We start from the raw sequence: 24698 nt of genomic DNA, 5'->3' as shown, positions 1-24698 counted from the left end.
CAGCTCGACCATCTGTCGACGGAATTCCGCCGGGTACGGAGGCTTCGGTGTGGGCATATCGGACTCCTTCATCCGTAAGGATCGGGTGTCCGCGAAATCGGGTCAACTTCACATCTTGACATATCGTGACGGCGTGAGCGCCATTGGCGGACGCACTCGCATACAGTCGATGGTTCTCGCCGTTTGGACTCAATGCCGTACGAGCGCTAGATGCTTTCCTTCGCGTGCCACCATCGCCAACAACTGATCGCTCGCCATGTCATGAGCCGTCGAGAATGCAAGGATTGTCAAGGTCGCTTTGTGGACCTGTTCGGCCGTCAAGGCGCCCTGACCCACGCGGGATAGTCGAACGCGGACTGATCCGCGCAGCAATCTTGATGGGAAGTCGCATTGACCTGCCGGTCAGGCGCCATATGCCGCGGCATTTTGAACTGGAGCCACGAACCGATGGGTATCGGGCACTTGCCTCTTCGGTGCGTGCTTTCAGGACGACTTCTTGTTCGAGCTCAGCTCGTTGTAAGAGCTTGACAACGAGATCTTCGAGTTGTCGCTGAAAATTCGACGAATGGCGTCTTGATTGCCACCACTCCAAGGAATCAAGGTCATTGACGTTCGTCGCCTCAAGCGGGTGGGGCTCAAGCTGACGACACTCATCTGCCTGACGGGCGTGCGGACACGCCCATGATCACCCACGCCCCGACTTCAATGGGCCGACTTGATCCTCGCCGGAACGACACATCCAAAAGCCTTGGTACGCATTGCCGCCAGCAGCGTGCGTTCGGAGGCCGAACTGGTCCTTCCTTTTGCGCGACAACGTCTCCGATTGCACAATGCGTCTCATGCCTACGCACGGTGTCCAGAAGTTCGTGCAAATGCGGCCGGACACTTTGGGGATTGTGGGGCCACTCCCCACCACGAACGGAGGTCAACATGGCAAGGGACAATCCCGCCAACGCCGGCTTGGCCGCCGGTGGTGCACAGTGCGGCGGTCAGGCCATGACAGAGCGAGTGTCGGGCGAGGCGCGGCCGCAGCCGGCACGGCCGGAGCACGGGCAGGCGTCCCCGCTACCGGCCGACCCTGTGCTCCGGCGGATTGTCGCGACACTGCTGTGGCGTACGTTGGCCGTGCTTTGCCTGCTGCTGGGCCTGTTGGGCGTTTTCCTGCCCGTCATGCCGACAGTGCCCTTCGTGCTGGTCGCAGCGTGGGCCGCGGGCCGCGGTTGGCCGGCGCTGGAGTCGTGGCTGGTCGGGCATCCGCGCTACGGTGTCCATGTCCGCCAATGGCGCGAGGGCGGCTTTGTGCCGCGCAGGGCCAAATGGGCCGCCAGCATCGGGATGATGGGCAGTGCGATCCTGCTTCAGTTCCTGCCTGTGCCTCTGGCCGCCCGAATCGCCGTGCCGCTGTGCATGGCGCTGGTGGCTGCCTGGCTGTGGTCGCGCCCCCGAGCCGCTGGCGGCCGTGGGCCACGAGCCATTGGCGCGGCGATAGTGCTGGATCCGTGGGTGACAGTCATGCTGTCAATTGTTGCTCGTGCTACTGCGAGATGAGCCATACGACATTTTGCAATTGACCGCCACCCAGCCCGTCTAGCGTCGCGCTTCCACCGGAACGTCGCGCCGATCATCGGCCCATCGGAGTCCTGAAGCTGCGAACCCGACTTGAATTCATAGAAGATGTAGCGCCACATGAAGGTGATCCAAGGGCCCCTGTCCATTGCCGACCGGTGGAGCGTGCCCTATTCGGCTCGCACGAATGATTGATGTGTCGCGCCGCGTTAGGCCGAGTAGAACCTTGGCATAGGTCACGATAAGCGGGGATGATCGTGACCTGACCTCCGCGGCCGCGAGCACGGGGACTTGTGATCGAGACCGCAGCAATGCGATCGGTGAGAGTGGGCCACGAGCGGGAATTCAAGCGGCAGGCGCGAACTAGCGGTGCAGACTGGCTGCAGTCATTCGCGTCTTTTCAGCGAGTGACTGCATCCCCACTAAGCCGACTTTTGCCGAACGCCTCAATCCGCATTGGAGTGTGGGCGATCGGCCGACGTGCTGAGGAGATTCGCTTTCCCCCAGTCGTCGAAACGTGTGGCCTCACCTCCGCAGGAGACTCGGCGCACCGCTGCCACCCATCGGCTAAGGCAATCGCGCCGACAAGCTCGTGGGCTCCTTCCCGGACCCCGCCCCATTGCCGGCCGCCATCGCCACGTCGCGTGCCCGGGTCTGGTAGTCCGTCGCGAGCGCCGGCTGGTCCGCAGACGCCTGCCCCAGTAGCAGCAGGTCCTGGTGAATCTTGCCGCTCGCGCCCGCGGCCTTGTCGATCTTGAGGGCTTCCTGCAGCAGGGGCAACGCCGCAGCAGGCGCCTTGAGGGCAATGTGGGCACTCGACTGCAGGCGCAGTGCGTTGGCCTTCTCCAGCGCATCGTCCTTGGCCAATGCGCCTTGGGCTTGCTGCGCGAAGCGCAAGCCCTCCGCCGGCTTCCCCGCGTTCAACGCCAGCCAGGCCTTCAGGTTGAGGACCTTTCCCCTGACAGCGCAACTGTTGCCACACAGCACCCCGGCGCGGTCGAGCGCTTGACCCGCGCCTGCGGGATCGCTGGCCTGCACCGCCATCGCGCGCCGCAATGCGGCCTCGGCACGCCGGTCGGCGCTGAACGCAAGTCGGCGTTCGTCCATCACCAGGTCCAGTTGCTTCAGGCCCTCGTCCTGCTGGCCCATGCCGAGATGGACCATCGCAAGGTTCAGCCGGGTGGCGGCGATGGCATCCTCGTCCTCGATGGACCGCGCGACCACCAGCGCCTGCTCGAAGTAGCTGAGCGCACGTGGCAGGTCGCCCGCCTTGTAGCGATCCATCCCCTGCGTGTTGTAGCCCTGGGCCCGGATGTCGGCCGCCGAGCGCGGGGGCGATGGTGCGGCCGGCCTGCTGCAAGGTGGCCCGCGCGCCGCTCTCGATGGACTTCACGCCTTCCTGGGCCTGGTCGATCACATCACGTGTCTTCTCGGCCAGGGCGGGCAGCTTCTCGACGACCTCCTGCCCCGCCTTCAGCGATTGCTGGAGGGGCCCTTCGGGATCGTTGAGGCTGTCGGTCAGCTTGCGCGCATCGGCGATCACCGGCATCAATGCTGCCTGGATCTCCTCGACGATCCGGCTGTTGTCCTTGCCGCGTTCGAAGGCGAGGACGTCGCCGGAATTCACGGGCTGCGCCGGGGCGCTGGGAGGCAGCAGGTCGATGGCCTGCTTGCCGATGTAGTACTCGCGCACCAGCTTCGCCGTGCTGCCCCTGGGAATGCCCTGCATGTGCGTATGTCCGATGCGCAGTTCGATCCGTGCACCATGCTCGGCCGACTGCTGCGACGATGTGAGCGCGATGTGGCGAACGCTGCCGACCACCACGCCGCGGCTCGTGACCGGCATGTCCTCGGTCATTCCGGCGGCATCGGGGGCCTCGACGTAGAGCAGGTCATGGCGTTCGAACCAGCCGCGCTGTTGGGCGATCCAGGCCAGGCAGGCGGCGATGACGACCAGCAGCGCAATGACGGCGACACGCGGGCGTCTGGAATCAGGTTTCAACATCGACATCCTCCAGTCAGAACCGAGTGAGAGGGGAGCTACGAGTTACGGCTTGCACTGTACCCGCCACCCACTCTGCCGCAAGAAATAGACCTGCGGCATTCAGGCGATCCGCGGCCACGTGGCTTCAATCCGCGTCGTCCAGGAACGCGACCCGGCCCGTCGCGAGCGAATACTCGGCGCCCACGACGCGCAATTTGCCGGCCTCGATCAGTTCCTCAAGGATCTTCGATCCCTTGCGCAACTGCGCGACGGACTGGCGCACGTTGGCCTTCACGCTCTTGCAGATCAAAGTCTGTCGGTCGTAGCCCAGCTCCGGCGCCAGCAAGCCAGCCACCGCGGGCTCGATGCGTTCCGCGATGAAGCGCATGTGCGGCGAGCGGGCCTCGGCCGGCCGGCGCAGGCGCTCCAGCGTGCCGAGCACCGCGCCGCAGTTCGAGTGGCCGAGCACGACCACCAGTGGCGTGCCGAAGGCCGCAGCGGCGAACTCGACGCTGCCCAACTGCGAGGGCGAGACGATGTTGCCGGCGACGCGGATGACGAACAGGTCGCCCAGGTCCTGGTCGAACACGATCTCCACCGGCACCCGCGAATCGGAGCAGCCGATGATGATCGCGAAGGGCTCCTGCTTGAAGTCCGTGCGGGCGCGCTGCACGCGCCGTAGGAAGGTCTCCGCGCTGCCGATGCCCGAGGCAAAGCGTTCGTTGCCTTCGCGCAGGCGCTGCAAGGCTTCTTCTGCTGTGATCATGATGTTCATCTCTTAACGCGCGAAATAAATGAAGGCGACGGCCAGCAGGGCGAGAAACGCGGTCTCGCTCACCATCAGCACGATCGGCTTCATGCCCACCGTCGCGAAGTCCTTCAGGTGCGATTTCATGCCGATCGCCGCCATCGAGATCACCAGCAGCCAAGTCGACAAGGTCTGCAATGCCTGCTGCAACGCCGCCGGGATCAGCCCCGCGCTATTGAGGCCGACCAGCAGCGCGAAGGCCACCACGAACCACGGCAGCAGCGGGGGCCTGGCCCCGCTGGCGTCAGCCGCCGCGTGGTCCTTGCGGTACGACAGCGTGATGACCAGGATCACCGGCAGCAGCATCGCGACGCGCAACAGCTTCACGATGGTCGCGACGTCGCCGGTTTCCTTAGACATGCCGTATCCTGCGCCGACGACCTGCGCCACGTCGTGAATGGTGCCGCCCAGGAAGACGCCAGCGGCCTCGTGTCCGAACCCGAGCAGCGTGACGATCATCGGATAGAGCACCATCGCGCCCGTGGACAGCGTGCTCACGCCGATCACCGTGAAGATGGTGGCGCGCTCTTTTACGTTGTCGTGTGCCTGCGCCGGCATCACCGCCGCAATGGCCATCGCTGCAGAGGCGCCGCAGATGCCGACTGCCCCGCCGGTCAGCACGCCGAAGCGGTTTCGGTAGCCCATCAGGCGCGCCAGCAGGATGCCGAAGCCGATGGTGAGCGCGACGGAGACGACCACCATCGCGATCGGCATCGCGCCCAGCGCGCTGACCTGGCCCAGCGTGATGCGCACACCCAGCAGCGCCACGCCGATCCGCAGCAGCGTGCTGGCGGAAAAGCGGATGCCCGGCACGCAGCGCCCTTCGGTCGACAGGAAGTTCAACGCCATGCCCAGCAGCAGGGCGAAGAGCATCGCGGAGACGTGGTAGTGCTCCGCCAGCGAAATGGCAGCCACCGCCACCACCACGGACATCAGTACGCCGTGGAAATTGCTGCGCGCCGGTTCGCGCCAGGCCGGCAGGCTCAGCGAGAGGTTCATGCCGCGACCCTCGCCCGGATGCGCGCCGCATCCGCCTCGTAGCTGCGAGAGGACAGCACGAAGAAGAAGGCGGCGGCCAGTGCGAGCATGGGCGTCAGCGTCATCGCGAGCTTCAGGCCCAGGTGGTCCGAGAGCATGCCGACGATCAGTGGGCCGGGTGCAAGGCCGATCAGGTTGTTGGCCAGGGCCATCGTCGCGGCGACCGTGGCCCGTACACCCGGGTGCGTCACGTCGCACACGATGGCGCTGGAGCAGCCGCCCTGCGCGGCGGCAAACAACGCGCCGAGGAAGATCAGTCCCATGCTCAGCGGACCAGGAGGCAAGGCAAACGCGCCCATCAGCGCCACGGCCGTCAGCACCGAGTAGACGGCGGGCACCAGCGCCCGGCGCCTCGGGTTTCTGGCGCTCAGCCGGTCTGCCAGTCCCCCGCCGAAGATCATGCCGACACCGGCGGCCAGCACCGCCACACCGGCCATCAAACCGGCCTTCTTCAGATCGATGTCGTGGTAGCGGCTGAAGTAGGTCGGCAGCCAGGCGATCAGCATCGCGGGCATCGCCATCTGCAGGCCACTCGCAAGGAAGGCGAAGTTGCCGGCACGCGAGGCGAAGACCTCCCGCACCACACGCTGAAAGCCCGGCCTTTCGGCACTTGCATTGCCTTGGCTCTTCGTGCTGTCCAGGGCAACCGTCTTGTAGTCGCGCACGACGAAGGGATAGAGCAATGCCAGCAGCAAGCCAGGCGCCCCCACCACGAAGAAGGCCATGCGCCAGCCGGCTTGCGCAGCGACGGCACCGCCGATCACCACGCCAAGCACCGAGCCGAACAGGCTCGCCGACAGGAAAGCCCCCAGCACTGCGGCGCGCTGCCTGGCAGGAAACACATGCGCCAGCAAGGCGGCACCCGCTGCGCCGTACGCCGCCTCACCGATGCCCACGAAGGCCCGCGCCCACAGCAATTGTCCATGGCTATGCGCCATGCCACAGGCAATGGTTGCCAGGCACCAGACGAAGGCCATCAGCGTGATGCTCTTGACCCGCCCCCAGCGGTCGGCGACCAGCGAGATGGGCACGGTCAGCACACCGACCACGAGGGAAACCACGCTTACCAGCATGGCCAGTTGCGAGTCGAGCAGCGACCACTCGAGCTTGAGGGCGGGCATCACCGCGCCGATGACCTGCCGCGACAGGTAGTCGGACATCATCAGGCCGAAGGTGAGCGCGAAGACGGACCAGGCGTAGAGGCGTGGCATGCGGCGCTTGTCGTCGAGCGCGTCGAGGTTGGCGGATTCCGCCGAGAGGGTGGGGTTCATGACTGTCGTCTCTTGTTGGGGTGTGAGCTGCTTTTGCTTGCTCAGATGTAGGTCGGCCACGAGCGCATCTCGTGCTGTCCGATGCCGCCATTGCGGTCGCGGCGGTGGGTGGCCAGGGCGTCGATCAGCCAGGCCCGGGTCTGCTGCGGCGCGATCACGGACTGCACGCCGAAGGCACCGGCCAGCGCATAGGCCGAGGTGTCGCGCGAGAGATCGGTCTTGAGCCGGTCGAAGTGCCCAGGCGCGTCTTCACGCTGGATGCCATGCAGCACGCTCACGCCGATGTGCGGATCCATGAAGCTGACGTCGGCACTGGTCCAGGCTGCAGACTCGTCGCTGTTGCGGCCGCCGCCCATGTTGATGTACGCCTGCCCGAAGCTCTTGCGCAGGATCAGCGACAGCTTGGGCACGCTGCACAGTTGCACCGCATGGATCATGTTCATGATGTGCGCCGGCGCGGCCTTGCGCTCACCTTCGAGGCCCACGAGGAAGCCAGGCGTGTCGACCAGGAAGATGACCGGGATGTTGAAGGAGTCGCACATCACCAGGAAGGAAGTGACCTTGCGGCAGGCGTCCGGGTCCATCGCGCCGCCCTTGAACATGGGGTTCGACGCGACGATGCCGACGCTTTCGCCGTCCAGGCGCGCCAGGCCCGTGACGGCGGCGCGGCCGAAGCGGTCCTTCAGGTTGAAGAAGCTGCCTTCGTCGACGATGCCGGCGATGACCTTGCGCATGTCGTAGGTCTTGCTGCGTGCGGAGGGCACGAGTTCGAGCAATCTGTCGGCGTCGGGTGCGACCGCCCCGGCGGTCGGCAAGCTGGGCGGCCTTGCGCTCGAATGGGAAGGCAGGTAGCTGAGGAAGCGGCGAATCGCGGCCAGCGCTTTCTCGTCGCTGTTGACGACCGCGTCCACGAGTCCCGTTTGCTCGGCGTGCAGCTTCCAGCCACCGAGCTCTTCGGGGTCCACGGCTTCACCGATGGCCAGCGAGGTGACCCGCGCGCTGGACACCGCGAGGAACGCGCCCTTGCGCATGACGACAAAGTCCGACAGGCAGGTGTACCAGGTCGATGAACCCAGGCACGGGCCGAGCACTGCGCTGACCCATGGGATCTCGCGGCGGCGGCAATACTGCTGCGGGTCCTGGCCCGCGCCGGCCATCGCCTCGGCGCCCAGGCTGTCGGGCACGCGCGAACCGCTCGATTCACCGAGGAAGACCAGCGGCATGCCGTTACGGGTGGCCGTCTCTTTGAGGCGGGCGATCTTGCGCATGTTGATGGCGGACGACGACGCGCCCATCACCGTCATGTCGTTCGACACCACGGCCACGCGGCGCCCCTCGATGCGGCCGGTGCCGGTGATCTTGGCGTCGGCCGGGGTAGAGTCGCGATCGCTCGGAACCACCGAGACGGCCAGCATGCCCGATTCGTTGAACGAGCCATCGTCCAACAATTGCTTGATCCGCTCCCGGGCGTTCAGGTGGCCGCTGGCGTGGCGTTTCGCGAGCTTGGCTTCGCCGCCCATCGCCAGTGCGGTGCGGGTGCGCGTATCGAGTTCGGCGCATTGCTCTTCGTAGGTCCTGGAGTCTTTGGCTGCGGCAGCAGGGGCGCCGCGCGCGGTCGCGATGTCCATCAGCGTGGAGTTCATGTGAGCTGCCTCCGCTTCAGCGCATCGTGCGGCCGACCGGGCCGAGGCGCCGGCCGGTGGCTTGGTACGCGTCTTCCACCCAGGCGCACAGCAAGGGGCGCGTCGATGCCGGCTCGATGATGTCCAGCACGCCGAAGCGTTCGGCCGTTCGCATCGGGGAAGAGATCGCGTGGTAGTGCGCCTCCAGGTCCAGGCGATGCGCCACCGGGTCTTCGGCAGCGGCAATGTCCTTCTTGTACGCCGCGGCCACGCCGCCTTCGACCGGAATCGAACCCCAGCGTGCGGACGGCCACGCATAGCGGTTGGGCAGCGAAGTACCCGAGGGACCGTGCAGGGGGCTCAGCATCGCCCCGGCCAACCCGACGCAACGGCGCAGCACGATGGCGAGCCACGGCACGCCCGACTGCTCGATCGCATGCATCGCCTGCAATGCCGCCGAGATGGCGCCTTCGCGCTCCGCGTCGGCGCCGGTCATCACGCCCGGCTGGTCGGCCAGGTTGACGATGGGCAGGTGGAAGGTGTCGCACAGGTCGACGAAGCGCGCCATCTTCAGGGCCGCCGAACGGGTCAGTGCGCCGCCCATGATCATCGGGTTGTTGGTCAGCACGCCGACCGCGTGGCCGTTCAGGCGCGCGAAGCAGGTGATGGTCGAGCCGCCGAAGTCCGGCGACATCTCGAAGATCGAGCCTTCGTCGAAGATGGACTTCAGGATCTTGCGCGGGTTGAAGACCTTGCGCTTGTCAGCGGGGATTGCCTTGTTGAGCCACGGATCGCAGCGGTCGACTGGATCGTCGCAAGCCACCACCGGCGGGCGCTCCCACACGTTGCCCGGCAGGTAGGAGAGGAATTTGCGCGTCGCCTTCAACGCGTCCTCTTCTGTGTCGACGGCCAGGCCGACCACGCCGCTATAGCGGTGCATCTGGTCGTAGCCGCCAAGGGCCTCCTTGTCGATGTCGATGCCCAGCGCCTGCTTCACCACCGGCGGGCCGCCCGCGAAGATCTGGCTCTTGCCACGGATCATGATGGCCAGGTGCGAGGCGCCCACGCGCACCGCCCCCAGACCGGCGCAGGCGCCGAGCGCGATGCCGACCACGGGCACCACGCCCAACAGTTGCGTCATCGGCAACATCGCGTAGCCGGGGATCTTGGTGTGGCCGAGCTTGTCGAGCAGCTTCACGCTACCGCCGGCGCTGTCGATCATGCGAACAAGCGGCAGCTTGTATTCCCAGGCGTAGCGGTCGGCGTAGATCCACTTCTCGGACACCGAGCCTTCCGACGAACCGCCACGGATGGTGAAGTCGTCGGCCGCGACCACCGTGCGCCGCGCATCGATCTTGCCGATGCCGACCACCGCATTGCTCGGCGTGAAGCTCGCGCGCTTGCGATCCGCGCCGTACTTGACAGCGCCAGCCAGCGCGCCGAGCTCGCCGAAGCTGCCGGCGTCGAGCAGATGTGCGATGCGCTCGCGCGCCGTGAGCTTGCCCAGCGCATGGTGCCTGGCGACCTGCTCTTCGCCGCCCAGTGCATTCGCGATGGCGCGGCGCTCGACGAGCTCCTGGAGGTCTTCTGCCCAGTCGCCAGCCTGGACTGCAGTTGCGACGGGTGCGGATGTGAGTGTGGTGTTCATTTGGAAAGGGCTCCTTCGGGATGGCGCGCGAGGTACGCATCGCGCAGGTCGTTCTTGGTCACCTTGCCGGCGTGGTTGCGCGGCAGCGCGTCGACGAACTCGATCACGCGTGGTTTCTTGTAGCCGGCGATGAGCTCGCCGCTGTGCCGGGCGAGCGCCGCGGCATCGATGCTTTCGCCGGGGCGGCGCACCACGAAGGCGGCGATGACTTCGCCCCATTCGGTGTCGGGCAGGCCGAGCACGGCGACCTCGGCGACGGCCGGGTGCGTGTGCAGCGCGTCTTCGACTTCGCGTGCATAGACGTTGAAGCCGCCGCTGATCATCATGTCCTTGTTGCGGCCCACGATGTAGAGGAAGCCTTCCTCGTCGAATCGGCCGAGGTCGCCGCTGTAGTACCAGCCATGGCGGATCGATTCGCTTTCGAGGTCCGGTCGGCGCCAGAAGGCGACTTCGCCGATGCCGCGGTGGGCAATCGCGATCTCGCCCACTTCGCCCTGCCCCACCGGGCGGCCATCGGCACCGCGCACGGTGATCTCGACGTCCATCGTCGGGCGTCCGCAGGAGGTGATGCGCTCCGACGGCCGGCCGTCTTGCAGGTGGTCGTTCGGATAGAGCACGCACAGGGGCTGCACCGCCTCGGTCATGCCGTATTGCTGGCGAAGGATGGGGCCGAGGCGTTCGAGCGCTTCGTGGACCATGCTCGTCGGCGTCGGTGCAGTGCCGTAGTGCACGCGGTTCAGGGAAGACAGGTCCGCGCCGGGGTTGGCGGACACCGCTTCGAGCAGGCGGCCCATCATGGTCGGCACCATCATCAACTGGCTGATGCGTTCGCTGCCGATCTGCGCCAGCACCTGCTCGGCATCGAACTTGTCCGCGACGATGTTTCGCGCGCCGCGCAGGTAGCACGGCAGCAGGTGCACGCCGGCGGCATGCGTGAGCGGGCCGACATGCAGCATCGCGTCATCGATGCCCAGTCCGTATTCCATCGCGGCGAAATGGTTGGCAAGGCGGGCTTCCCAGCGCTCGATGCTGTAGGCCACGCCCTTGGGCTTGCCGGTGGTGCCCGAGGTGTAGGCGATGCGCAGCAGCAGGTCGGCCGGCACCGTGAGATGCGGCGCCCGGTCGGAAGCGCGCGCCAGCAGCGCGTCGTAATCGAGCACGCTGGCATCCTGCCAACCCACGCCGATCACGACGCGCAACGACGGCACCTGCAACCGCACCTTCATCACCGAGTCGCGGAACTCGGCCCCGGCGATGAGCACCGAGGCCTCGGCGTCGTTCAGGATCGCCGCCTGCTCGTGCACGGTGTGGCGGGCATTGAGGGCAACGTAGCCCTGCGCAGCCTTTTCGGCGCCGAACTGCGCCTCGATGCTTTCGACCGAGTTGTTGAGCAGCACGGCCAGTCGTTCGCCGGGACGGCGACCCAAGCCGATCAGCACATTGGCCAGCTGGTTGCTGCGCCGTTCGATCTGCGTGTAGGTGAAGCTGCGGTCACGGAACACGACCGCGGTGCGGTCGCGAAACTGGCCGGCGGCCCAGGAGAGGGCGTGCCCTGCGATTCGGGTGGAACTCATGGATGGATGTCCTGTGTGGGGTGGTCGTCCGCTGCGGATGCAGCGGACCCGGCCTTGCGGGTCGATGGGCGGCTGGCCGTCTTCCTCGGCTGCAATTGCCGGACGGCCTCGCGCTCGGATGCGTCGATCATTTCTTCGATGGCCGCAGCGGCGCGGTCGATGTCTCCCGCCTTCATCGCATCGGCGGTGGCGCGCCACAGTCGTGCCGATTCCCTGCGGCGGCTGGCGGTGGCCAGGCCCAGCTTCGAATAGCGCCGCGTTTGCCGCGCGAGCGAGGTCAGGATGTCGGCCAGGCGCTCATTGCCCGAGTTCTCCGCCAGCATGCGGCTGAGCCGATAGCTGATGGCAAGGTAGTCATCGCCTGCATCCGTGGCCCTTGCAAGCACTTCGAGCTCGCTGACCTTGCCGTCGATCCAGGCCACCAACCGGTTGTCCGGGCGGCCCATGCCGCGCACCATGGCGCTCACCAGATGACGGCGTATCTCGAAGATGTCGCCGACCTCCTTGACCGACAACTGCGTGACGTGGGCGCCCCGGTTGGGAAGGATGCGCACGACCGAGTCTTTCTCGAGGATGCGCAAGGCTTCGCGCACGGGCCCGCGGCTCACATCGAACTGCTCGGCCAGCATTTCCTCGCGGATGCGCTCGCCGGGGGCGTAGTCGCCGTTCACCACTGCGGAAAAGATCCGCTCGGCGATCTGCTCGGGCAGCGTCATCAGCTTCGCCCCGCTTCCTGAAGCAAGCATGCCAGGCACCGAACTCAAGCCTCTTCGAAGATCGCGATCTCCTGCCCCTCGCGCACCGGCGCGCCCTCGGCGATCAGGAGCTTGATCACCCGGCCGTCTTCGGGGGCGAGGACCGGGATCTCCATCTTCATGGATTCGAGAACCATGATGGTGTCGTCGGCCTGGAGAGTGCTGCCCTCTTCCACCACGATCTTCCACACGGTGCCGGTGATGTCGGAGCGAATCGTTGTCTGTGTCGTCATGTCGATTTCCTTTTTTGAAATGCCCGACTTCGTGTCGGAGTGGTCGTACTGTAATCGACATTATGATTGTTGACAATCCTATTATCGGCATGATTTAATTCGTTCACTGCAGCAAGACAGCTGCGCAGACAAGGCGGACACTCCCGCCGCAACCGGAGACAAAACCGTGCCTCTTTCCCATACCGACGTGCGTCGCATCCTCGAGATCCTCGACAGCGCCGCACATCTCGAATCGCTGGACGTGACCGTGGGTGACTTCGAACTCCATGCGCGCAAGCCCGGCGCCGCGGCCTTCAGCCGCGAACGGGCCGCTCAAGCCCCGGCAAGCCGCCTCACCGCTGGAGAAGCAGCGCAAGAAGTCGTAACAACAGAAACGAGTACCACTGCGGCGGCGGCAGAAGTGCTCACCCAAGTGCCCGAAGGCCTGGTCGCCGTACGCGCCCCCATGGTCGGCACCTTCTATCTGCGCCCCAGCCCCGACCAGCCCGAGTTCGTGGCGGTCGGCGCCGCCGTGCAGGCCGGCGACACGGTCTGCCTGGTCGAAGTCATGAAGATGTTCAACACGGTCAAGTCCGACGTGGCGGGCACGGTCGAACGCATCCTGGTGGGCAACGGCAAGCCCGTGGTGCACGACCAGATCCTGATGCTCATCAAGCCGACGAAGGGAGCCTGAACATGAACACGACTGCAACCATCCCCGTCGCCAAGCGCGACATCCGCCGCGTGTTCGTGGCCAACCGCGGCGAGATCGCCGTGCGCGTGATCCGCGCCTGCCGCACGCTCGGCATCGAGGCCGTGGTGGGCGTGTCCGAAGCCGACACCGAAACCCTTGCCGCAAAGATGGCCGACGAAGTGGTGGTGCTCGGTCCGCCGCTCGCGGCGGAAAGCTACCTGCGCGCCGACAAGATCGTCGAAGCGGCCCTGCGCACCGGTTGCGACGCGGTGCATCCCGGCTATGGCTTCCTGTCCGAGCGTTCGTCTTTCGTGCGCTCTTGCGTCGAAGCCGGCCTGGTGTTCGTCGGCCCCTCGGCCGAGTCGATCGACGCCATGGGCGACAAGATCACGGCCGTGGGCCTGGCGCAAAAGGCCGGCGTGCCGCGGGTTCCGGGCACGGGCGCGCTGGCCGACGGGGCGCATGCGAAACGCGCCGGCGCCGAGATCGGCTACCCGGTGCTCATCAAGGCCACGGCCGGCGGCGGCGGTCGCGGCATGCGCATCGTGCGCGACGAAAGCGAACTCGAATCGCTGATGAGCTCGGCCGCCAACGAGGCCAAGTCCGCCTTCGGCGACGACACGCTCTACATGGAGAAATTCATCGAGCACGCGCGCCACATCGAGATCCAGGTGATGGCCGACTCGCACGGCAACGTGGTCTACCTCGGCGAGCGCGAATGTTCCACCCAACGCCGCCACCAGAAGCTCATCGAGGAAGCGCCCTCGCCGGCGGTCGACCCGGCCATGCGCCAGGCCATGGGCGAATGCGCCGTGAGCCTCACGCGCAATGCCAACTACTGCGGGGCAGGCACCATCGAGTTCGTCGTCGACCAGCGCGACAACCGCTACTTCTTCCTTGAGATGAACACCCGCATCCAGGTCGAGCACCCGGTGACGGAGATGATCACCGGCTTCGACCTCGTAGCCGAGCAGATTCGCGTGGCTGGCGGGCTGCCGCTGTCCTTTACGCAGGACGAGGTCAAGTTGCAAGGCCACGCCATCGAATGCCGCATCAATGCCGAAGACCCGGAGCGCAACTTCCTGCCGCGCCCTGGCCTGATCTCGGCGTGGGACGTGCCTTCAGGCGAGGGCATCCGCGTCGACTCGCACTGCTATGCCGGCTACACCGTGCCGCCTTATTACGACTCGCTGCTGGGCAAGCTGATCGTGCATGCGGCCACGCGCGAGCTGGCCATCGAGCGCATGCGCCAGGCACTGGGCGGCCTGCACGTCGAGGGGCCGACGACCACGGCGTCCTTCCACGACTCCGTGCTGGCACATGAGGACTTCATCCAGGGCAAGGTGACCACACGCTGGGTCGAAGAGACCTTCCTGCCCCAGCGCAAGGCGGCGCAGAAGGCGGCGGCACAGGCTGCCAAGCTTGCGCAAGCCTCGGCGGAGGCGCAGCCATGACAGAACGCACCATGCGCCATACCGACGTCAGCCTGACCGACGGCCAAAGCGCACGCTGGGCCGGCGCGATGACCACGCCCATGGCGCTGGCCGTCGCCAGCCAACTGGCCGCCGCCCAACCCGCCGCCATCGAGGTGGCCTCCAACGCCACGATGCAGCAATGCGTGGCGCGCGGCGAGAACCCGTGGCAGCGCATCGAACTGCTCCGCGATCGCTGCCCCGCCGTCGCGCTGCGCGCATCAATCTCGCTCCTGACCTCGCACGGCAAGCGCGGTGCCGACGTGGTGTCGACCGACATGGCCACCCTGTGGCTCGCCGAGCTCTCCCAACGCGGCGTCAACGAAGTCCTCGTCATCGACCCGCTGATGCAGATGGAACGCATCTCGCCAGTGCTGCGGGCCGCCACGTCGATGGGGCTGACCGCCATCGCCGCCCTGCCCTTCAGCGGAGCGCTGAGTGACGATGAACTGCGGGCGCAGGCCAAGGGACTGGCCACCGCAGGCGCCAGCCGCGTGATGCTGCGCGACGAGTCCAGCCTGCTGACCGCCGACCGCCTCGCGAGCTTGCTGCCCGCCCTGCGCGCAGGGCTGGGGGCTACGCCGCTCGACCTGCACCTGCGCTGCCAGACGGCGCTCGGCCCGATGATCGCGCTCGAAGCGGTGCGCATCGGCATCGACGGGCTCGACACGGCCTTTGCGCCACTGGCCAACGGCGCCTCGACACCCGCGCTGGGCACGCTGCTGAAATCGCTGCGCCTGCTCAGGACCGGCTGCCCGGTGACCGAACAACGCCTGCACGCCGTGCGCGAGGCCGACAAGCTGCTCACCAGCATCGCGGACCGCCACGGCTTTGAAGCCGGTCGCGCCTGGGTCTTCGACCTGGCGCCCTACGCACACCAGTTGCCGGGCGACATCGCCGCGCACTGCATGCGCCAACTCACCGATTCGGGCCTGGTGCACAAGCTGCACGCCTTCGCCAACGAATGCGCGCGCATCCGCAACGACCTCGGTTTGCCGCCGATGCTGGCCCCCTTTGCGCAGCCCATCGCGGAGCAGGCGTTGATGCATCTGCAAGGCATGCCGCGTTACGCCGAACTCCGGCCGGGCGTGCGCCGCGCACTGCAGCAGGTCTACGGTGCCGCCCCCGGCAGCGTCGATGCCGGGCTCGCCCGTCGCGTGGGTGCTTTGCCCCAAACGGAATCGCCATGGGTCGAACTACTGCGCACGGCCTACCCCACGGCCAGCGACGCCGCACTCGTGACCGCGCTGGTCTGTGGTGTCGAACCTGACACCCACCCCGCGCCGGCATCGGCCGAGGCCCTTCGCTACGTCCAGACCACCCCGACGGACGCACTCATCGCCGGTCTCACCGAGCGCGCGGCGCGCTATGCCCAACTCGAGGTCACAGGCCCCGGCGTGGCGGTTCAACTTCAAGGCACGGAGGGCTGAAAGCCATGCTCGACCATCTCAAACAGCTTGTTGCCGCCGAAACCACGCGCACCGGCAAGCGCCGCACGGTCCACCTGACCGACGACACCCTGCGCGACGGCCAGCAATGCCTGTGGGCGACGCGCATGCGCACCGAGCACATGCTGCCCATCGCCGAACGCATGGACCGCGCCGGCTTCCTGTCGATCCAGGCGATTGCGCTGGTGCAGTTCGATGCGAGCGTGCTGTTCCTGAACCAGGACCCCTTCGAGCGCATCCGCCAGTTGCGCCAACGCATGCCGCGCACGCCCCTGCGCGCGGCCATCCGCAGCAACCTGATGCGCGGCTTCTTTCCGGTGGCCGACGACATCACCGAGCTCTTCGTCGAGCGGCAGATCGCCAACGGCGTGCGCGACATCGGCATCTTTGACGCGCTGATGAGTTCGGACAACCTCGCCCCAGCCATTGGCGTGGCGAAGCGGCTTGGCGCCAACATCACCTACCTGCTCGGCTACAACATCGCCCCCGGCTATGACGACGCGCTGTATGCCAGCAAGGCACGCGAGGCGGTCGAGCGTTTTGGCGCGCAGACCGTCACGCTGGCCGACGCCGCCGGCATCCTGACGCTGGAGCGCGTACGCACGCTGATCCCGGCCATCAAGGCGGCCATCGGCAATCGCGCCAAGCTGGAGTTCAACACCCACTGCCTGACAGGCCTTGGCCCGCTGCTGGCCATCGAGGCCGCCGTGCACGGCGCCGACAGCATCCTCACCGCCGTCGATCCGCTCGCCAACGGCAACTCGCTGCCCGCCGCACAGATGATCGCCCGAAACCTGCGCGAGATCGGCTTCGACGTCAAGGTCGACGACCGCCTGCTCGACGAGGTCGGCGACTATTTCAGCGCGCTGGCCGAACGTGAAAGCCAGCCGGTCGGCGTCCCCGCCGAGTACGAGCCCAGCCACTACATCACGCAGTACGCGGGCGGCGCCATGAGCAACCTCGAATCGCAACTCAAGCTTGCCGGCATGTCCGACAAGATGCCCCAGGTGCTGGAAGAAATCGGCCGCGTGCGCGTGGAACTGGGCTCGCCCATCATGGTCACGCCCTACCCCGCGATCGTCGGCGCGCAGGCGGTGATGAACGTGCTCAACGGCGAGCGCTACAAGGTCGTGCCCGACGAGGTGAAGAAGTACGTCTGCGGCTACTTCGGCGACCTGCCGCTGCCGGTCGACGGCAACGTCAAGGACAAAGTCATCGCCAACGGCTCGAAGGACGTGGCCATCACACCGCCCGTGATCGAACCGGTGCTGCCCGGCCTGCGCCAGCGCTACAAGGACATCGGCGACGACGAACTGCTCTTGCGCTACATGTACGGCGACGAGAAGATCAATGCGCTGAAGCCGACCGCCACCGACGACACCTACAGCCTGCATCACCCGGTGGTCGACCTCGTGTCCGGCTTGGCGCAGGCCAAACGCAAGTCGCAGGTGCACCTGTCGGGCGCAGGCTTCTCGCTCTGCGCGAACTGAAGGAGCACGACCGTGACCGCCACGTTGCAACTCCCGCTTCCCATCCCCACCGCCGAGACCACGCACTACTGGCAGTCGGCCCTCGAAGGCCGCCTCAAGGTGCAGTACTGCCCCACCTGCCAGCGCCACCAGTTCTATCCGCGGCGCTTCTGCACCACCTGCCTGACGACCGACATCGAATGGGTGCAGGCCAGCGGCAAGGGCCGCGTCTACACCTACACCGTGTGCCACGTTGCGGCCCACCCCGCCTTCGAATCGCGCGTGCCCTATGCCATCGGGATGATCGAACTCGATGAAGGCGTGCGCATGCTCGCAGGCATCGTCGGGCCCGACCTCCAGCACCTGGCCGTCGGCGCACCCGTGGAGGTGTGCTTCGAGAACATCGCCGACGACATCGCGCTGCCGATGTTCAGGCTCACGGCCGGCGACGCGCCTGCCAAACAAACACAAGAGATCCCGGAGACAAGATGATCATCGATTCCTTCGACGCCGGCGCCACGGCGTTTCCCACGCGCACCTTCGTCCAGGGCGCCGGCATGCAGATGAGCTATGCCCAGGCCGCCGACGCATCGCACGCCGTCGCTGCCGCGCTGGTGCGCGATGTGCAACCGGGCACGCACGTGGCCGTGCTCTCGCCCAACGATCCGATGGTGCTGCCTGCCATGCTCGGCGTGATGCGCAGCGGCGCGGTCTATGTGCCGCTCAATGCGCGCGACCCCATCGAGGACACCATCTGGTTCGCGAAGTTCTGCGAGGTCGCGGTGCTGGTCTGCCACTCGCAGTACGCGCCCCACCTCGAACAGATGAAGGCCGAGATCCCTTCGCTCAAACGCGTCATCGGCCTGGTCGAGCCGCTGGAAGCCGGCGCTGCCTCCATCACGCAATGGTTGGCAGACTTCGCCGGCCAACGGGTCGACGTCCGTCGCGGGCCGGACGACATCGCCCTCATCAAGTCCTCCGGCGGCACCACCGGCCGCCCGAAGGCCATCATGCAGAGCCACCGCTCGCTGGAGACGGCTTACCGCATCACCAACCAGTTCACACCACCGAAGAAAGACCCGGTGCACCTGGTCGTTGCACCGCTCACGCATGCCGCGGGCGCCACCATGGTCGCGCTGGCACGCTTCGGCACGCGCAACGTGATTGCTGCCTCGGCCGACCCTGCCGTGATCCTGGAAGCCATCGAACGCGAACGCGTGACGCACATCTTCCTGCCACCGACGATGATCTATCGCCTCCTGGCGCACCCCGACGTCACCACCCGCGACTGCTCCTCGCTCGAATACGTGCTGTACGGCGCGGCGCCCATGTCGGTTGACAAGCTACGCGAGGGCATCGCCCGTTGGGGCCAGGTGTTCATGCAAGCCTATGGACAGTCGGAGGTTCCCGGCGTCATCACCTGCCTGTCGCGCAAGGACCACTTCGTGCACAACGACCCTGAGCTCGACAAGCACCTGGCCTCCGCCGGCCGCCCCTCGGGCGCCTGCGAAGTGGCACTGATGGACGACGACGGCAACATCGTGCCCACGGGTGAGCGTGGCGAGATCGTGGCGCGTGGCGACCTCGTCTCGCGCGGCTACTACAACAACCCCGAAGCCACCGAGGCAGCACGCGCCTTCGGCTGGCACCACACCGGCGACATCGGCGTGTTCGACGACAACGGCTACCTCTACGTGGTCGACCGCAAGAAGGACATGGTGATCTCCGGCGGCTTCAACATCTACCCGAGCGAGATCGAGCAAGTGATCTGGGGCCACCCCGCCGTGCAGGACTGCGCCGTGGTCGGCATCCCCGACGCCGACTGGGGCGAGCGCCTCACGGCCGTGATCGAACTCAAGCCCGGCAGCAGCGCCACGGCCGAGGAGATCACCGAGATGTGCAGGAAGCGCTTCGGCAGCCTCAAGACGCCCAAGCAGGTGGAGTTCTGGCCCACCCTGCCGCGCAGCCCGGTGGGCAAGGTGCTGAAAAAGGATGTGCGCGCCAGGCTCACGGCTTCGTCGGTGGCCGCTTGATGGGAACGCACATGGATCCCAAGGCACTGGGCGGGCGCTATGCCATCGCCGGCATTGGCGAGGCGGGCATGGGCAAGGCCCAGCCGGGCGACACGGCCCTGTCGCTTCAATCCGAGGCGGCGCGCCGGGCCATCCTCGACGCGGGCCTGAAGCCTTCGGACATCGATGGTGTGTTCGCGCACTGGGACGATCGCGCGGCGGGCCTGCTGGTGACCGAGTACATGGGCCTCACGCCCAGCTATGTCGACAGCACCGTGGTCGGCGGGCAATCGAACCTCACGCACGTCGCCCACGCCATGGCGGCCATGGAGGCGGGCCTGTGCAACGTGGCGCTCATCAGCTACGGCAGCACGCAGCGCCTGGATCGCAGCCGGTCGCGCGGCGGCACGATGCAAGGTGCCCGCATGCCCAGCGGCCAGTTCGTGCTGCCTTACGGCATGCTGAGCCCTATCGGCTTCTATGCCATGCAGGCGCAGTTGCACAAGCACCGCTACAGCACGCGGGCGGAAGACCTGGGCGAAGTCGCGCTGGCTGCGCGGCGCTGGGCGCAGCTCAACCCCAACGCGATCGCGCAGGGTCCGCTCACGATGGACGACTACCTCGCCTCGCCGATGGTGGCCGACCCGCTGCGCAAGCTCGACATTTGCCAGGTGACCGACAGCGCTGGCGCCGTCGTGCTGGTACGCGCCAACCACGCACGCGACCTGCCCAGCAAGCCCGTGCTGGTCCAAGGCTTTGCCGAGCAATACATCCAGCATGCCACGCCCTTCGGCACCGACGACTGGATTGACAACGGCGTGCTCGCCGACATGGGACGCCTGGCGCTTCAGCGCGCCGGCATGACGCACAAGGACATCGACCTCGTGCAGATCTACGACGCCTTCACCATCGGCGTGCTGATCGGCCTGGAGGAACTGGGCTTTTGCAAGCGCGGCGAGAGCGGGGCCTTCGTGCAAGGCGGGCGCATCGCACCCGGTGGCGTCTTCCCGATGAACACTTCCGGCGGCGGCCTGTCTTTCAACCACGGCGGCATGTTCGGCATGCCGCTGATGATCGAGTCCGTACGCCAACTGCGCGGCGACTGCGGCGACCGCCAGGTGCCAGGCGCGCGCAATTGCCTCATGCAGGCAGGCGGCCTGGTGATGTCGGCGTACATGGTCATGGTGCTCGGCACGGAGTCGCCATGAACAACAGCCAATGGTCGACCCTCCGGCTGGCGAAGCTGGATCCGCAAATCTGCGTCCTGACCATGTGCCGGCCCGATCTACGCAATGCGATCAACGCAGAAATGGCCAGGGAGCTGGAAGCCTGCCTGCTCCATCTGCACGACGAGAGGGACCTCCGGGTGCTGGTCCTCACGGGTGAAGGTTCGGCCTTCGGCGCCGGCGCGGACCTCAAGGAACGCGCAGTCCTGACGCCAGCGCAAACGCAGAATGCACGCGCCGCCGTGCTGGCTTGCATCGAGCTGATCGAGTCACTGCGGGCGCCCGTGATCGCGATGGTCAACGGCCCGGCCATCGCCGGGTCCTTCGAGATCGCCTTGGCTTGCGACATCCGCGTGGCATCGGACCGCGCCGTCTTCGCGCTGCCCGAGGTGAGAAATGTTGGCGCGTTTCCCGGCGCAGGTGGTCCGGTCCGCCTGCCCAGGCTGGTGGGTCGTGGCCGCGCCAACCTCATGGTGCTGACAGGTCGAAGCTTCTCTGCCCAGGAAGCCTTCACCTTCGGCTTCGTGGAAGCGGTCGTCCCGCATCAACGCCTGCTCGATGAAACCCTGACGATCGCGCGCCAGATCGCCTCCAACAACCCGGAGGGCGTGAGCGCTGCCAAGCAGCTCATCCTCCAGAGCAACCACCTGGACTTGGCCTCGGGCATGGCCTTGTCGCGTGCCCTTCGCGACCCGATGGATGGAACACCTGCGGCCGTCGAAGCCGTTCGCGCGTGGCCCTCTGCACAAAGGGCATCGAAGCATCTTCCCATATACAACTTCCGGAGCAACCCATGAATGACGTGAAAACCTGGCGCACCCTGGTCACCGCACTCGCGCTGATGGCAGCGCCCTTCGCCTTCGCACAACAAGCGACGCCGGACAAGGCGATGCGCATCATCGCGGCCGGTCCGCCCGGCGGCACGCTTGACGTGGTCGCACGCCTGCTGGCCGAAGGCTTGCAGCGGGAACTCAACCAGTCCGTGATCGTCGAGGCCAAGCCCGGCGGCGGTGGCGCAGTGGCCGTGAATGACCTGATGCAGGCACCACGCGACGGCAACACGATGGTCGTCACGCTCGACGCACTGGTCAGCGAGATTCCCCATATCGTCAAGCTGCGCTACGACATGGCCAAGGAGGTCAGGCCCATCGCCGAACTGGCGCGCGGCGGCCTGGTGATGGTGGGCAATCCCTCCGTGCCGGCCAGGACGCTGCCCGAGCTGATCAGCTACGTGAAAGCCAACCCCGGCAAGGTGAGCTACGCCAGCTACAGCGCCGGCACCGCGTCGCATGTGATGGGCCTGCAACTCAACAAGGCGGCCGGCATCGACATGACACATGTCGGCTACAAGGGCTCGCCGCCCGCGCTGGTGGACGTGATGGGGGGCCACGTGCCGCTGATGTTTGCCGGCATCCCCAACGCCATTCCGCTGGTCAAGTCCGGCAAGGTCGTGCCCTATGCGGTGAGCCTGCCGCAGCGCTCGCCGAATTTGCCCAACGTGCCGACCTTCGCCGAACTGGGCTACCCGCAGCTGGAGGCGCTGGCCTGGGTGGGCCTGTGGTTGACGCCGGATGTGCCCGCCGCTGTCCAGAACAGGTTGCGCGAAGCGGCCATGAAGGTGATGGCGCAGCCAGGCACCCGGGAGCGCCTGACGGAGTTCGGCTTGGAGCCCGGCAAGCCGCGCACGCCGGACGAACTGGCGAAGTCGCTGCGCTCAGACTACGAACGCATCGGTGCGGTGTTGAAGTCGATCGACTTCAAGCCTGGGTGAGGCCTGGCAGCGCGCGGGTTCAGGCGCCTTGGCCCGCTTCGCGTGCCTGGAGTTGCCGGACCGCCTCGCGCTTCGAATCCTCGATGAGCTTTTCAACAGACTCAGCCGCGACTTCCACGTTGCCCGCTTTCAGCGCCTTTTGCATGGCTCGCCAATTGCGCGCCGATTCCTTGCGCCGGGCAGGTGTGGCCAGGCCCAGCTGGGTGTAGCGCAGGGTCTGACGTGCCAGCGATGACAGAATCTCGGCCAGGCGCTCATTGCCGCAGCTGTCGCGCAACGTCCGGGCCAAGCGAAATGAGACGTCGAAGTAGGCGGCGGCGTCAGAAGCCGGATCCTGTGCCAGCGCATCCAGCGCCTTGATGTCCGCCTCCAGGGTCGTCGCCAGCGTGACCGCCTCCTCGGCGCTGAGGCGGGCGATCATGGCGCCCGACAGCGTGCGACGAATCTCGAAGACGTCGCCAACCTCTTTGATGGACAGCTGCGTGACATGCGCGCCACGATTGGGCAGGATGCGCACCACCGAGTCGCTTTCCAGCAAGCGCAAGGCCTCGCGCACAGGCCCGCGGCTGACCTCGAATTCCTCGGCCAGCGACTCTTCGCGAATGCGATCGCCCGGCGCGTATTCACCGCTCGCAATGGCAGTGAAGATGTGCTCGGCAATCTGTTCCGGCAGCGTCTGCAATTGGCGGCTCGCCGCTTTCTTGGCGCGCCCTGGCAACCTGTCGGCCCGCTCCGCGCCAAGTTCTGATTTTTTCGTTGGCATGCCCATTCCCTTATTGTTTACAAAACTAATGTAGTCATCCAATTAGATCACATGCCTATTGGACCAGGAGCGAGGGCGGCTCGGCCATCCGCAGATATGGCAGGGCCGCCGAGCTCGCAGTTTGGGGACTGGGCTTGTTTTGGAAATGATGTAGCAGGGCGAGCTGGGAGGATTCGACGCGTTCACCGAGAATTTTTGAAGTGGTGCCGGCAGATCGACGCGCGCATTCAGGGGCGCTTCAGGTTGCGAAACCAGAATGTTGGGTCGGCTCGGGTACTGCCCTTGCTTCTCACCTGAGCCGCTTTCAAGACCCGCCACGGCGGGTTTTTTTTAGGGTGCTCGGGAACAGAAGACTGCGCCGGTGCAAAGCGCAGAAGTTTCTCGGACCAAGAGAAGTTGACCGGGCTTTTGACCAGGATTTTCCAAAGGCGGCGGATGGACACGATGGGCGCAAGCCAACTGTATGCGAAGGCAATATTGGCCGCGCTGAGAGAGGTCCCGACGTCGGAAGAAATTGCGGGTCTGGAATACCGCCACGTCGCATTCGCCGTCTACTGCTTGCGGCGCGGCCGCGGCGAGGGTATGCCTTGTTTGGAACGCTACCTCGAGCCGCTCTTCGAGGCCAACGAGACCGACGCCGCCTATGCGGGGTATCAATGGATCAGGTCGTGCTTCGGGGAAGACGAATAGCACGAGCCCTGGTCTACCAGCCACCGCTAACGTCTGAGTGGCCGTCGAGCTTTACTGATTGGTCAAGGTGTCGACGGAAACTTTCCCCGAGGCTTGGCGTGTCCGCTGCGTTATCTTTGCACGGTTTCAAGATGCGCGAGTTGCGCCGGGCAGTCGGAGGACGCGGACACAAGCGCAAGTGGACTGCGCCGGAGGGCGGTGATTGATTTCTCGACAGCGGCAGCGTCGCGCGTGTTCGAGACCAACCCTGCCGAGACGGCCGCCCTCGACAGACGGGAGAAGTTCTTCTCGAAGGCGGGCGTTCCGCAGCGTGCTGCGATCACGCGATAGTCGGCTTCTTGCTGGACGGCGTTCGTAAACGACTGCTCCTGGGACACCGCGTTGGCCACAGGGAACACCGATTTCACACCGCCCAAACCGAGACCCAGCGACTTCATGAACACGCCGCTGCGTACGAATGGCCGGCACCGGCAGGCGGAAGGCCCGTGTATTCAGCATGCTGTGCGCCACCTCGGCCTCACTTTGGAAAGACGCATCGGTGCGCGTCCGTATCGTGCGCACGCGCTGCCTCGGGATATGTCCGCGCAGGTGGCTGGCAGCCATGGCCGTGGGCGAGTCGCTACCCGCAGTGACGGCGGAAATGCAGGACGAGGATGAGGTGCGTATGCTTGCCCG

At 66.2% G+C, this 24698-nt stretch carries 22 protein-coding genes and 1 pseudogene; 11 read left to right on the top strand and 12 right to left on the bottom strand.

The features are described from left to right. Positions 1-930: 930 nt before the first annotated feature. A complete protein-coding gene (locus WKW79_RS34275) occupies positions 931-1548 on the top strand; it encodes a YbaN family protein (RefSeq protein ID WP_340339706.1) in 618 nt (205 codons plus the stop codon). Between the two features lie 585 nt (positions 1549-2133). Here WKW79_RS34275 and WKW79_RS34270 read toward each other — a convergent pair. From WKW79_RS34270 to WKW79_RS34225, 10 genes and pseudogenes are all read right to left on the bottom strand, one after another. Then, positions 2134-2880 (bottom strand): tetratricopeptide repeat protein, encoded by a 747-nt coding sequence (locus tag WKW79_RS34270; protein WP_340339707.1) that lies wholly within the window; start codon positions 2878-2880, stop codon positions 2134-2136. Between the two features lie 394 nt (positions 2881-3274). Further along, a pseudogene (locus tag WKW79_RS37135) lies at positions 3275-3412 on the bottom strand (hypothetical protein); the annotation flags it as partial. Positions 3413-3695: 283 nt separating this feature from the next. Then, entirely contained in the window at positions 3696-4316 is a 621-nt protein-coding gene (locus tag WKW79_RS34260) for a carbonic anhydrase (protein WP_340339704.1), read from the bottom strand. A 12-nt stretch (positions 4317-4328) separates the two neighbouring features. Then, the gene (locus WKW79_RS34255) at positions 4329-5357 is read right to left on the bottom strand and encodes a YeiH family protein (RefSeq protein ID WP_340339703.1); all 1029 of its coding nucleotides are present in this window, start codon (positions 5355-5357) and stop codon (positions 4329-4331) included. Then, a complete protein-coding gene (locus WKW79_RS34250; protein ID WP_340339702.1) occupies positions 5354-6667 on the bottom strand; it encodes an MFS transporter in 1314 nt (437 codons plus the stop codon). Before WKW79_RS34250 ends, WKW79_RS34255 begins: the two co-directional genes overlap by 4 nt. Before the next feature lie 41 nt (positions 6668-6708). Further along, positions 6709-8310 carry an acyl-CoA carboxylase subunit beta gene (locus WKW79_RS34245; protein ID WP_340339701.1) on the bottom strand — a complete coding sequence of 534 codons (1602 nt, stop codon included), beginning with the start codon at positions 8308-8310 and terminating at the stop codon, positions 6709-6711. Between the two features lie 16 nt (positions 8311-8326). Beyond that, positions 8327-9937, bottom strand: a complete 1611-nt coding sequence (locus WKW79_RS34240) for an acyl-CoA carboxylase subunit beta (RefSeq protein WP_340339700.1) — start codon at positions 9935-9937, stop codon at positions 8327-8329. Next, positions 9934-11511, bottom strand: coding sequence for an AMP-binding protein (locus WKW79_RS34235; protein WP_340339699.1), 1578 nt, complete (start codon positions 11509-11511; stop codon positions 9934-9936). Before WKW79_RS34235 ends, WKW79_RS34240 begins: the two co-directional genes overlap by 4 nt. Then, complete coding sequence (locus WKW79_RS34230) at positions 11508-12257, bottom strand: GntR family transcriptional regulator (RefSeq protein ID WP_340339698.1); 750 nt, start codon at positions 12255-12257, stop codon at positions 11508-11510. The genes WKW79_RS34235 and WKW79_RS34230 overlap by 4 nt, the downstream gene beginning before the upstream one ends. 14 nt (positions 12258-12271) lie before the next feature. Beyond that, complete coding sequence (locus WKW79_RS34225) at positions 12272-12499, bottom strand: biotin/lipoyl-binding carrier protein (protein WP_340339697.1); 228 nt, start codon at positions 12497-12499, stop codon at positions 12272-12274. A 166-nt stretch (positions 12500-12665) separates the two neighbouring features. Between WKW79_RS34225 and accB the strand changes: the two genes are divergently transcribed. Genes accB through WKW79_RS34180 form a run of 9 tightly spaced genes read left to right on the top strand, consistent with a single transcriptional unit; the run spans position 12666 to position 22570 of the window. Beyond that, positions 12666-13172 (top strand): acetyl-CoA carboxylase biotin carboxyl carrier protein, encoded by a 507-nt coding sequence (gene accB, locus WKW79_RS34220; RefSeq protein WP_340339696.1) that lies wholly within the window; start codon positions 12666-12668, stop codon positions 13170-13172. 2 nt (positions 13173-13174) lie between these two features. Then, positions 13175-14626, top strand: a complete 1452-nt coding sequence (gene accC, locus WKW79_RS34215; RefSeq protein WP_340339695.1) for an acetyl-CoA carboxylase biotin carboxylase subunit — start codon at positions 13175-13177, stop codon at positions 14624-14626. After that, positions 14623-16074, top strand: coding sequence for an acetyl-CoA carboxylase biotin carboxylase subunit family protein (locus tag WKW79_RS34210; protein WP_340339694.1), 1452 nt, complete (start codon positions 14623-14625; stop codon positions 16072-16074). The genes accC and WKW79_RS34210 overlap by 4 nt, the downstream gene beginning before the upstream one ends. A 5-nt stretch (positions 16075-16079) precedes the next feature. Beyond that, positions 16080-17582 carry a carboxylase gene (locus WKW79_RS34205; RefSeq protein WP_340339693.1) on the top strand — a complete coding sequence of 501 codons (1503 nt, stop codon included), beginning with the start codon at positions 16080-16082 and terminating at the stop codon, positions 17580-17582. Positions 17583-17594: 12 nt separating this feature from the next. Further along, positions 17595-18053, top strand: coding sequence for a Zn-ribbon domain-containing OB-fold protein (locus WKW79_RS34200; RefSeq protein ID WP_340339692.1), 459 nt, complete (start codon positions 17595-17597; stop codon positions 18051-18053). Further along, a complete protein-coding gene (locus WKW79_RS34195) occupies positions 18050-19594 on the top strand; it encodes an AMP-binding protein (RefSeq protein ID WP_340339691.1) in 1545 nt (514 codons plus the stop codon). Before WKW79_RS34200 ends, WKW79_RS34195 begins: the two co-directional genes overlap by 4 nt. 11 nt (positions 19595-19605) lie before the next feature. After that, positions 19606-20781: a thiolase C-terminal domain-containing protein gene (locus tag WKW79_RS34190; protein WP_340339690.1), complete on the top strand. Its 1176-nt coding sequence runs from the start codon at positions 19606-19608 to the stop codon at positions 20779-20781. Continuing rightward, on the top strand, positions 20778-21596 hold the full coding sequence (locus tag WKW79_RS34185; RefSeq protein ID WP_340339689.1) for an enoyl-CoA hydratase/isomerase family protein: 819 nt from the start codon (positions 20778-20780) through the stop codon (positions 21594-21596). The genes WKW79_RS34190 and WKW79_RS34185 overlap by 4 nt, the downstream gene beginning before the upstream one ends. Then, positions 21593-22570, top strand: coding sequence for a Bug family tripartite tricarboxylate transporter substrate binding protein (locus WKW79_RS34180; protein WP_340339688.1), 978 nt, complete (start codon positions 21593-21595; stop codon positions 22568-22570). The genes WKW79_RS34185 and WKW79_RS34180 overlap by 4 nt, the downstream gene beginning before the upstream one ends. A gap of 19 nt (positions 22571-22589) precedes the next feature. Here WKW79_RS34180 and WKW79_RS34175 read toward each other — a convergent pair whose 3' ends face one another. Next, a complete protein-coding gene (locus WKW79_RS34175; protein WP_340339687.1) occupies positions 22590-23375 on the bottom strand; it encodes a GntR family transcriptional regulator in 786 nt (261 codons plus the stop codon). A 393-nt stretch (positions 23376-23768) separates the two neighbouring features. Between WKW79_RS34175 and WKW79_RS34170 the strand changes: the two genes are divergently transcribed. After that, a complete protein-coding gene (locus WKW79_RS34170) occupies positions 23769-24023 on the top strand; it encodes a hypothetical protein (RefSeq protein ID WP_340339686.1) in 255 nt (84 codons plus the stop codon). 110 nt (positions 24024-24133) lie between these two features. On the opposite strand, the gene WKW79_RS34165 is transcribed toward WKW79_RS34170, so the two are convergent. Next, positions 24134-24460 (bottom strand): hypothetical protein, encoded by a 327-nt coding sequence (locus tag WKW79_RS34165; RefSeq protein WP_340339685.1) that lies wholly within the window; start codon positions 24458-24460, stop codon positions 24134-24136. Between the last annotated feature and the right edge of the window lie 238 nt (positions 24461-24698).

The organism is Variovorax robiniae (assembly GCF_037889955.1).
Lineage (GTDB): Bacteria > Pseudomonadota > Gammaproteobacteria > Burkholderiales > Burkholderiaceae_C > Variovorax > Variovorax robiniae.
The sequence above is the reverse complement of the archived record's forward strand: the minus strand, read 5'-3'. Positions and strand labels throughout refer to the sequence as shown.

Excerpts from the sequence above, each read along its gene's own strand:
- WKW79_RS34275 (WP_340339706.1), top strand. The coding sequence starts at position 931 with ATGGCAAGGGACAATCCCGCCAACGCCGGCTTGGCCGCCGGTGGTGCA.
- WKW79_RS34260 (WP_340339704.1), bottom strand. The coding sequence starts at position 4,316 with ATGATCACAGCAGAAGAAGCCTTGCAGCGCCTGCGCGAAGGCAACGAA.
- WKW79_RS34255 (WP_340339703.1), bottom strand. The coding sequence starts at position 5,357 with ATGAACCTCTCGCTGAGCCTGCCGGCCTGGCGCGAACCGGCGCGCAGC.
- WKW79_RS34250 (WP_340339702.1), bottom strand. The coding sequence starts at position 6,667 with ATGAACCCCACCCTCTCGGCGGAATCCGCCAACCTCGACGCGCTCGAC.
- WKW79_RS34245 (WP_340339701.1), bottom strand. The coding sequence starts at position 8,310 with ATGAACTCCACGCTGATGGACATCGCGACCGCGCGCGGCGCCCCTGCT.
- WKW79_RS34240 (WP_340339700.1), bottom strand. The coding sequence starts at position 9,937 with ATGAACACCACACTCACATCCGCACCCGTCGCAACTGCAGTCCAGGCT.
- WKW79_RS34235 (WP_340339699.1), bottom strand. The coding sequence starts at position 11,511 with ATGAGTTCCACCCGAATCGCAGGGCACGCCCTCTCCTGGGCCGCCGGC.
- WKW79_RS34230 (WP_340339698.1), bottom strand. The coding sequence starts at position 12,257 with ATGCTTGCTTCAGGAAGCGGGGCGAAGCTGATGACGCTGCCCGAGCAG.
- WKW79_RS34225 (WP_340339697.1), bottom strand. The coding sequence starts at position 12,499 with ATGACGACACAGACAACGATTCGCTCCGACATCACCGGCACCGTGTGG.
- accC (WP_340339695.1), top strand. The coding sequence starts at position 13,175 with ATGAACACGACTGCAACCATCCCCGTCGCCAAGCGCGACATCCGCCGC.
- WKW79_RS34210 (WP_340339694.1), top strand. The coding sequence starts at position 14,623 with ATGACAGAACGCACCATGCGCCATACCGACGTCAGCCTGACCGACGGC.
- WKW79_RS34205 (WP_340339693.1), top strand. The coding sequence starts at position 16,080 with ATGCTCGACCATCTCAAACAGCTTGTTGCCGCCGAAACCACGCGCACC.
- WKW79_RS34195 (WP_340339691.1), top strand. The coding sequence starts at position 18,050 with ATGATCATCGATTCCTTCGACGCCGGCGCCACGGCGTTTCCCACGCGC.
- WKW79_RS34190 (WP_340339690.1), top strand. The coding sequence starts at position 19,606 with ATGGATCCCAAGGCACTGGGCGGGCGCTATGCCATCGCCGGCATTGGC.
- WKW79_RS34185 (WP_340339689.1), top strand. The coding sequence starts at position 20,778 with ATGAACAACAGCCAATGGTCGACCCTCCGGCTGGCGAAGCTGGATCCG.
- WKW79_RS34180 (WP_340339688.1), top strand. The coding sequence starts at position 21,593 with ATGAATGACGTGAAAACCTGGCGCACCCTGGTCACCGCACTCGCGCTG.
- WKW79_RS34170 (WP_340339686.1), top strand. The coding sequence starts at position 23,769 with ATGGACACGATGGGCGCAAGCCAACTGTATGCGAAGGCAATATTGGCC.
- WKW79_RS34165 (WP_340339685.1), bottom strand. The coding sequence starts at position 24,460 with ATGAAGTCGCTGGGTCTCGGTTTGGGCGGTGTGAAATCGGTGTTCCCT.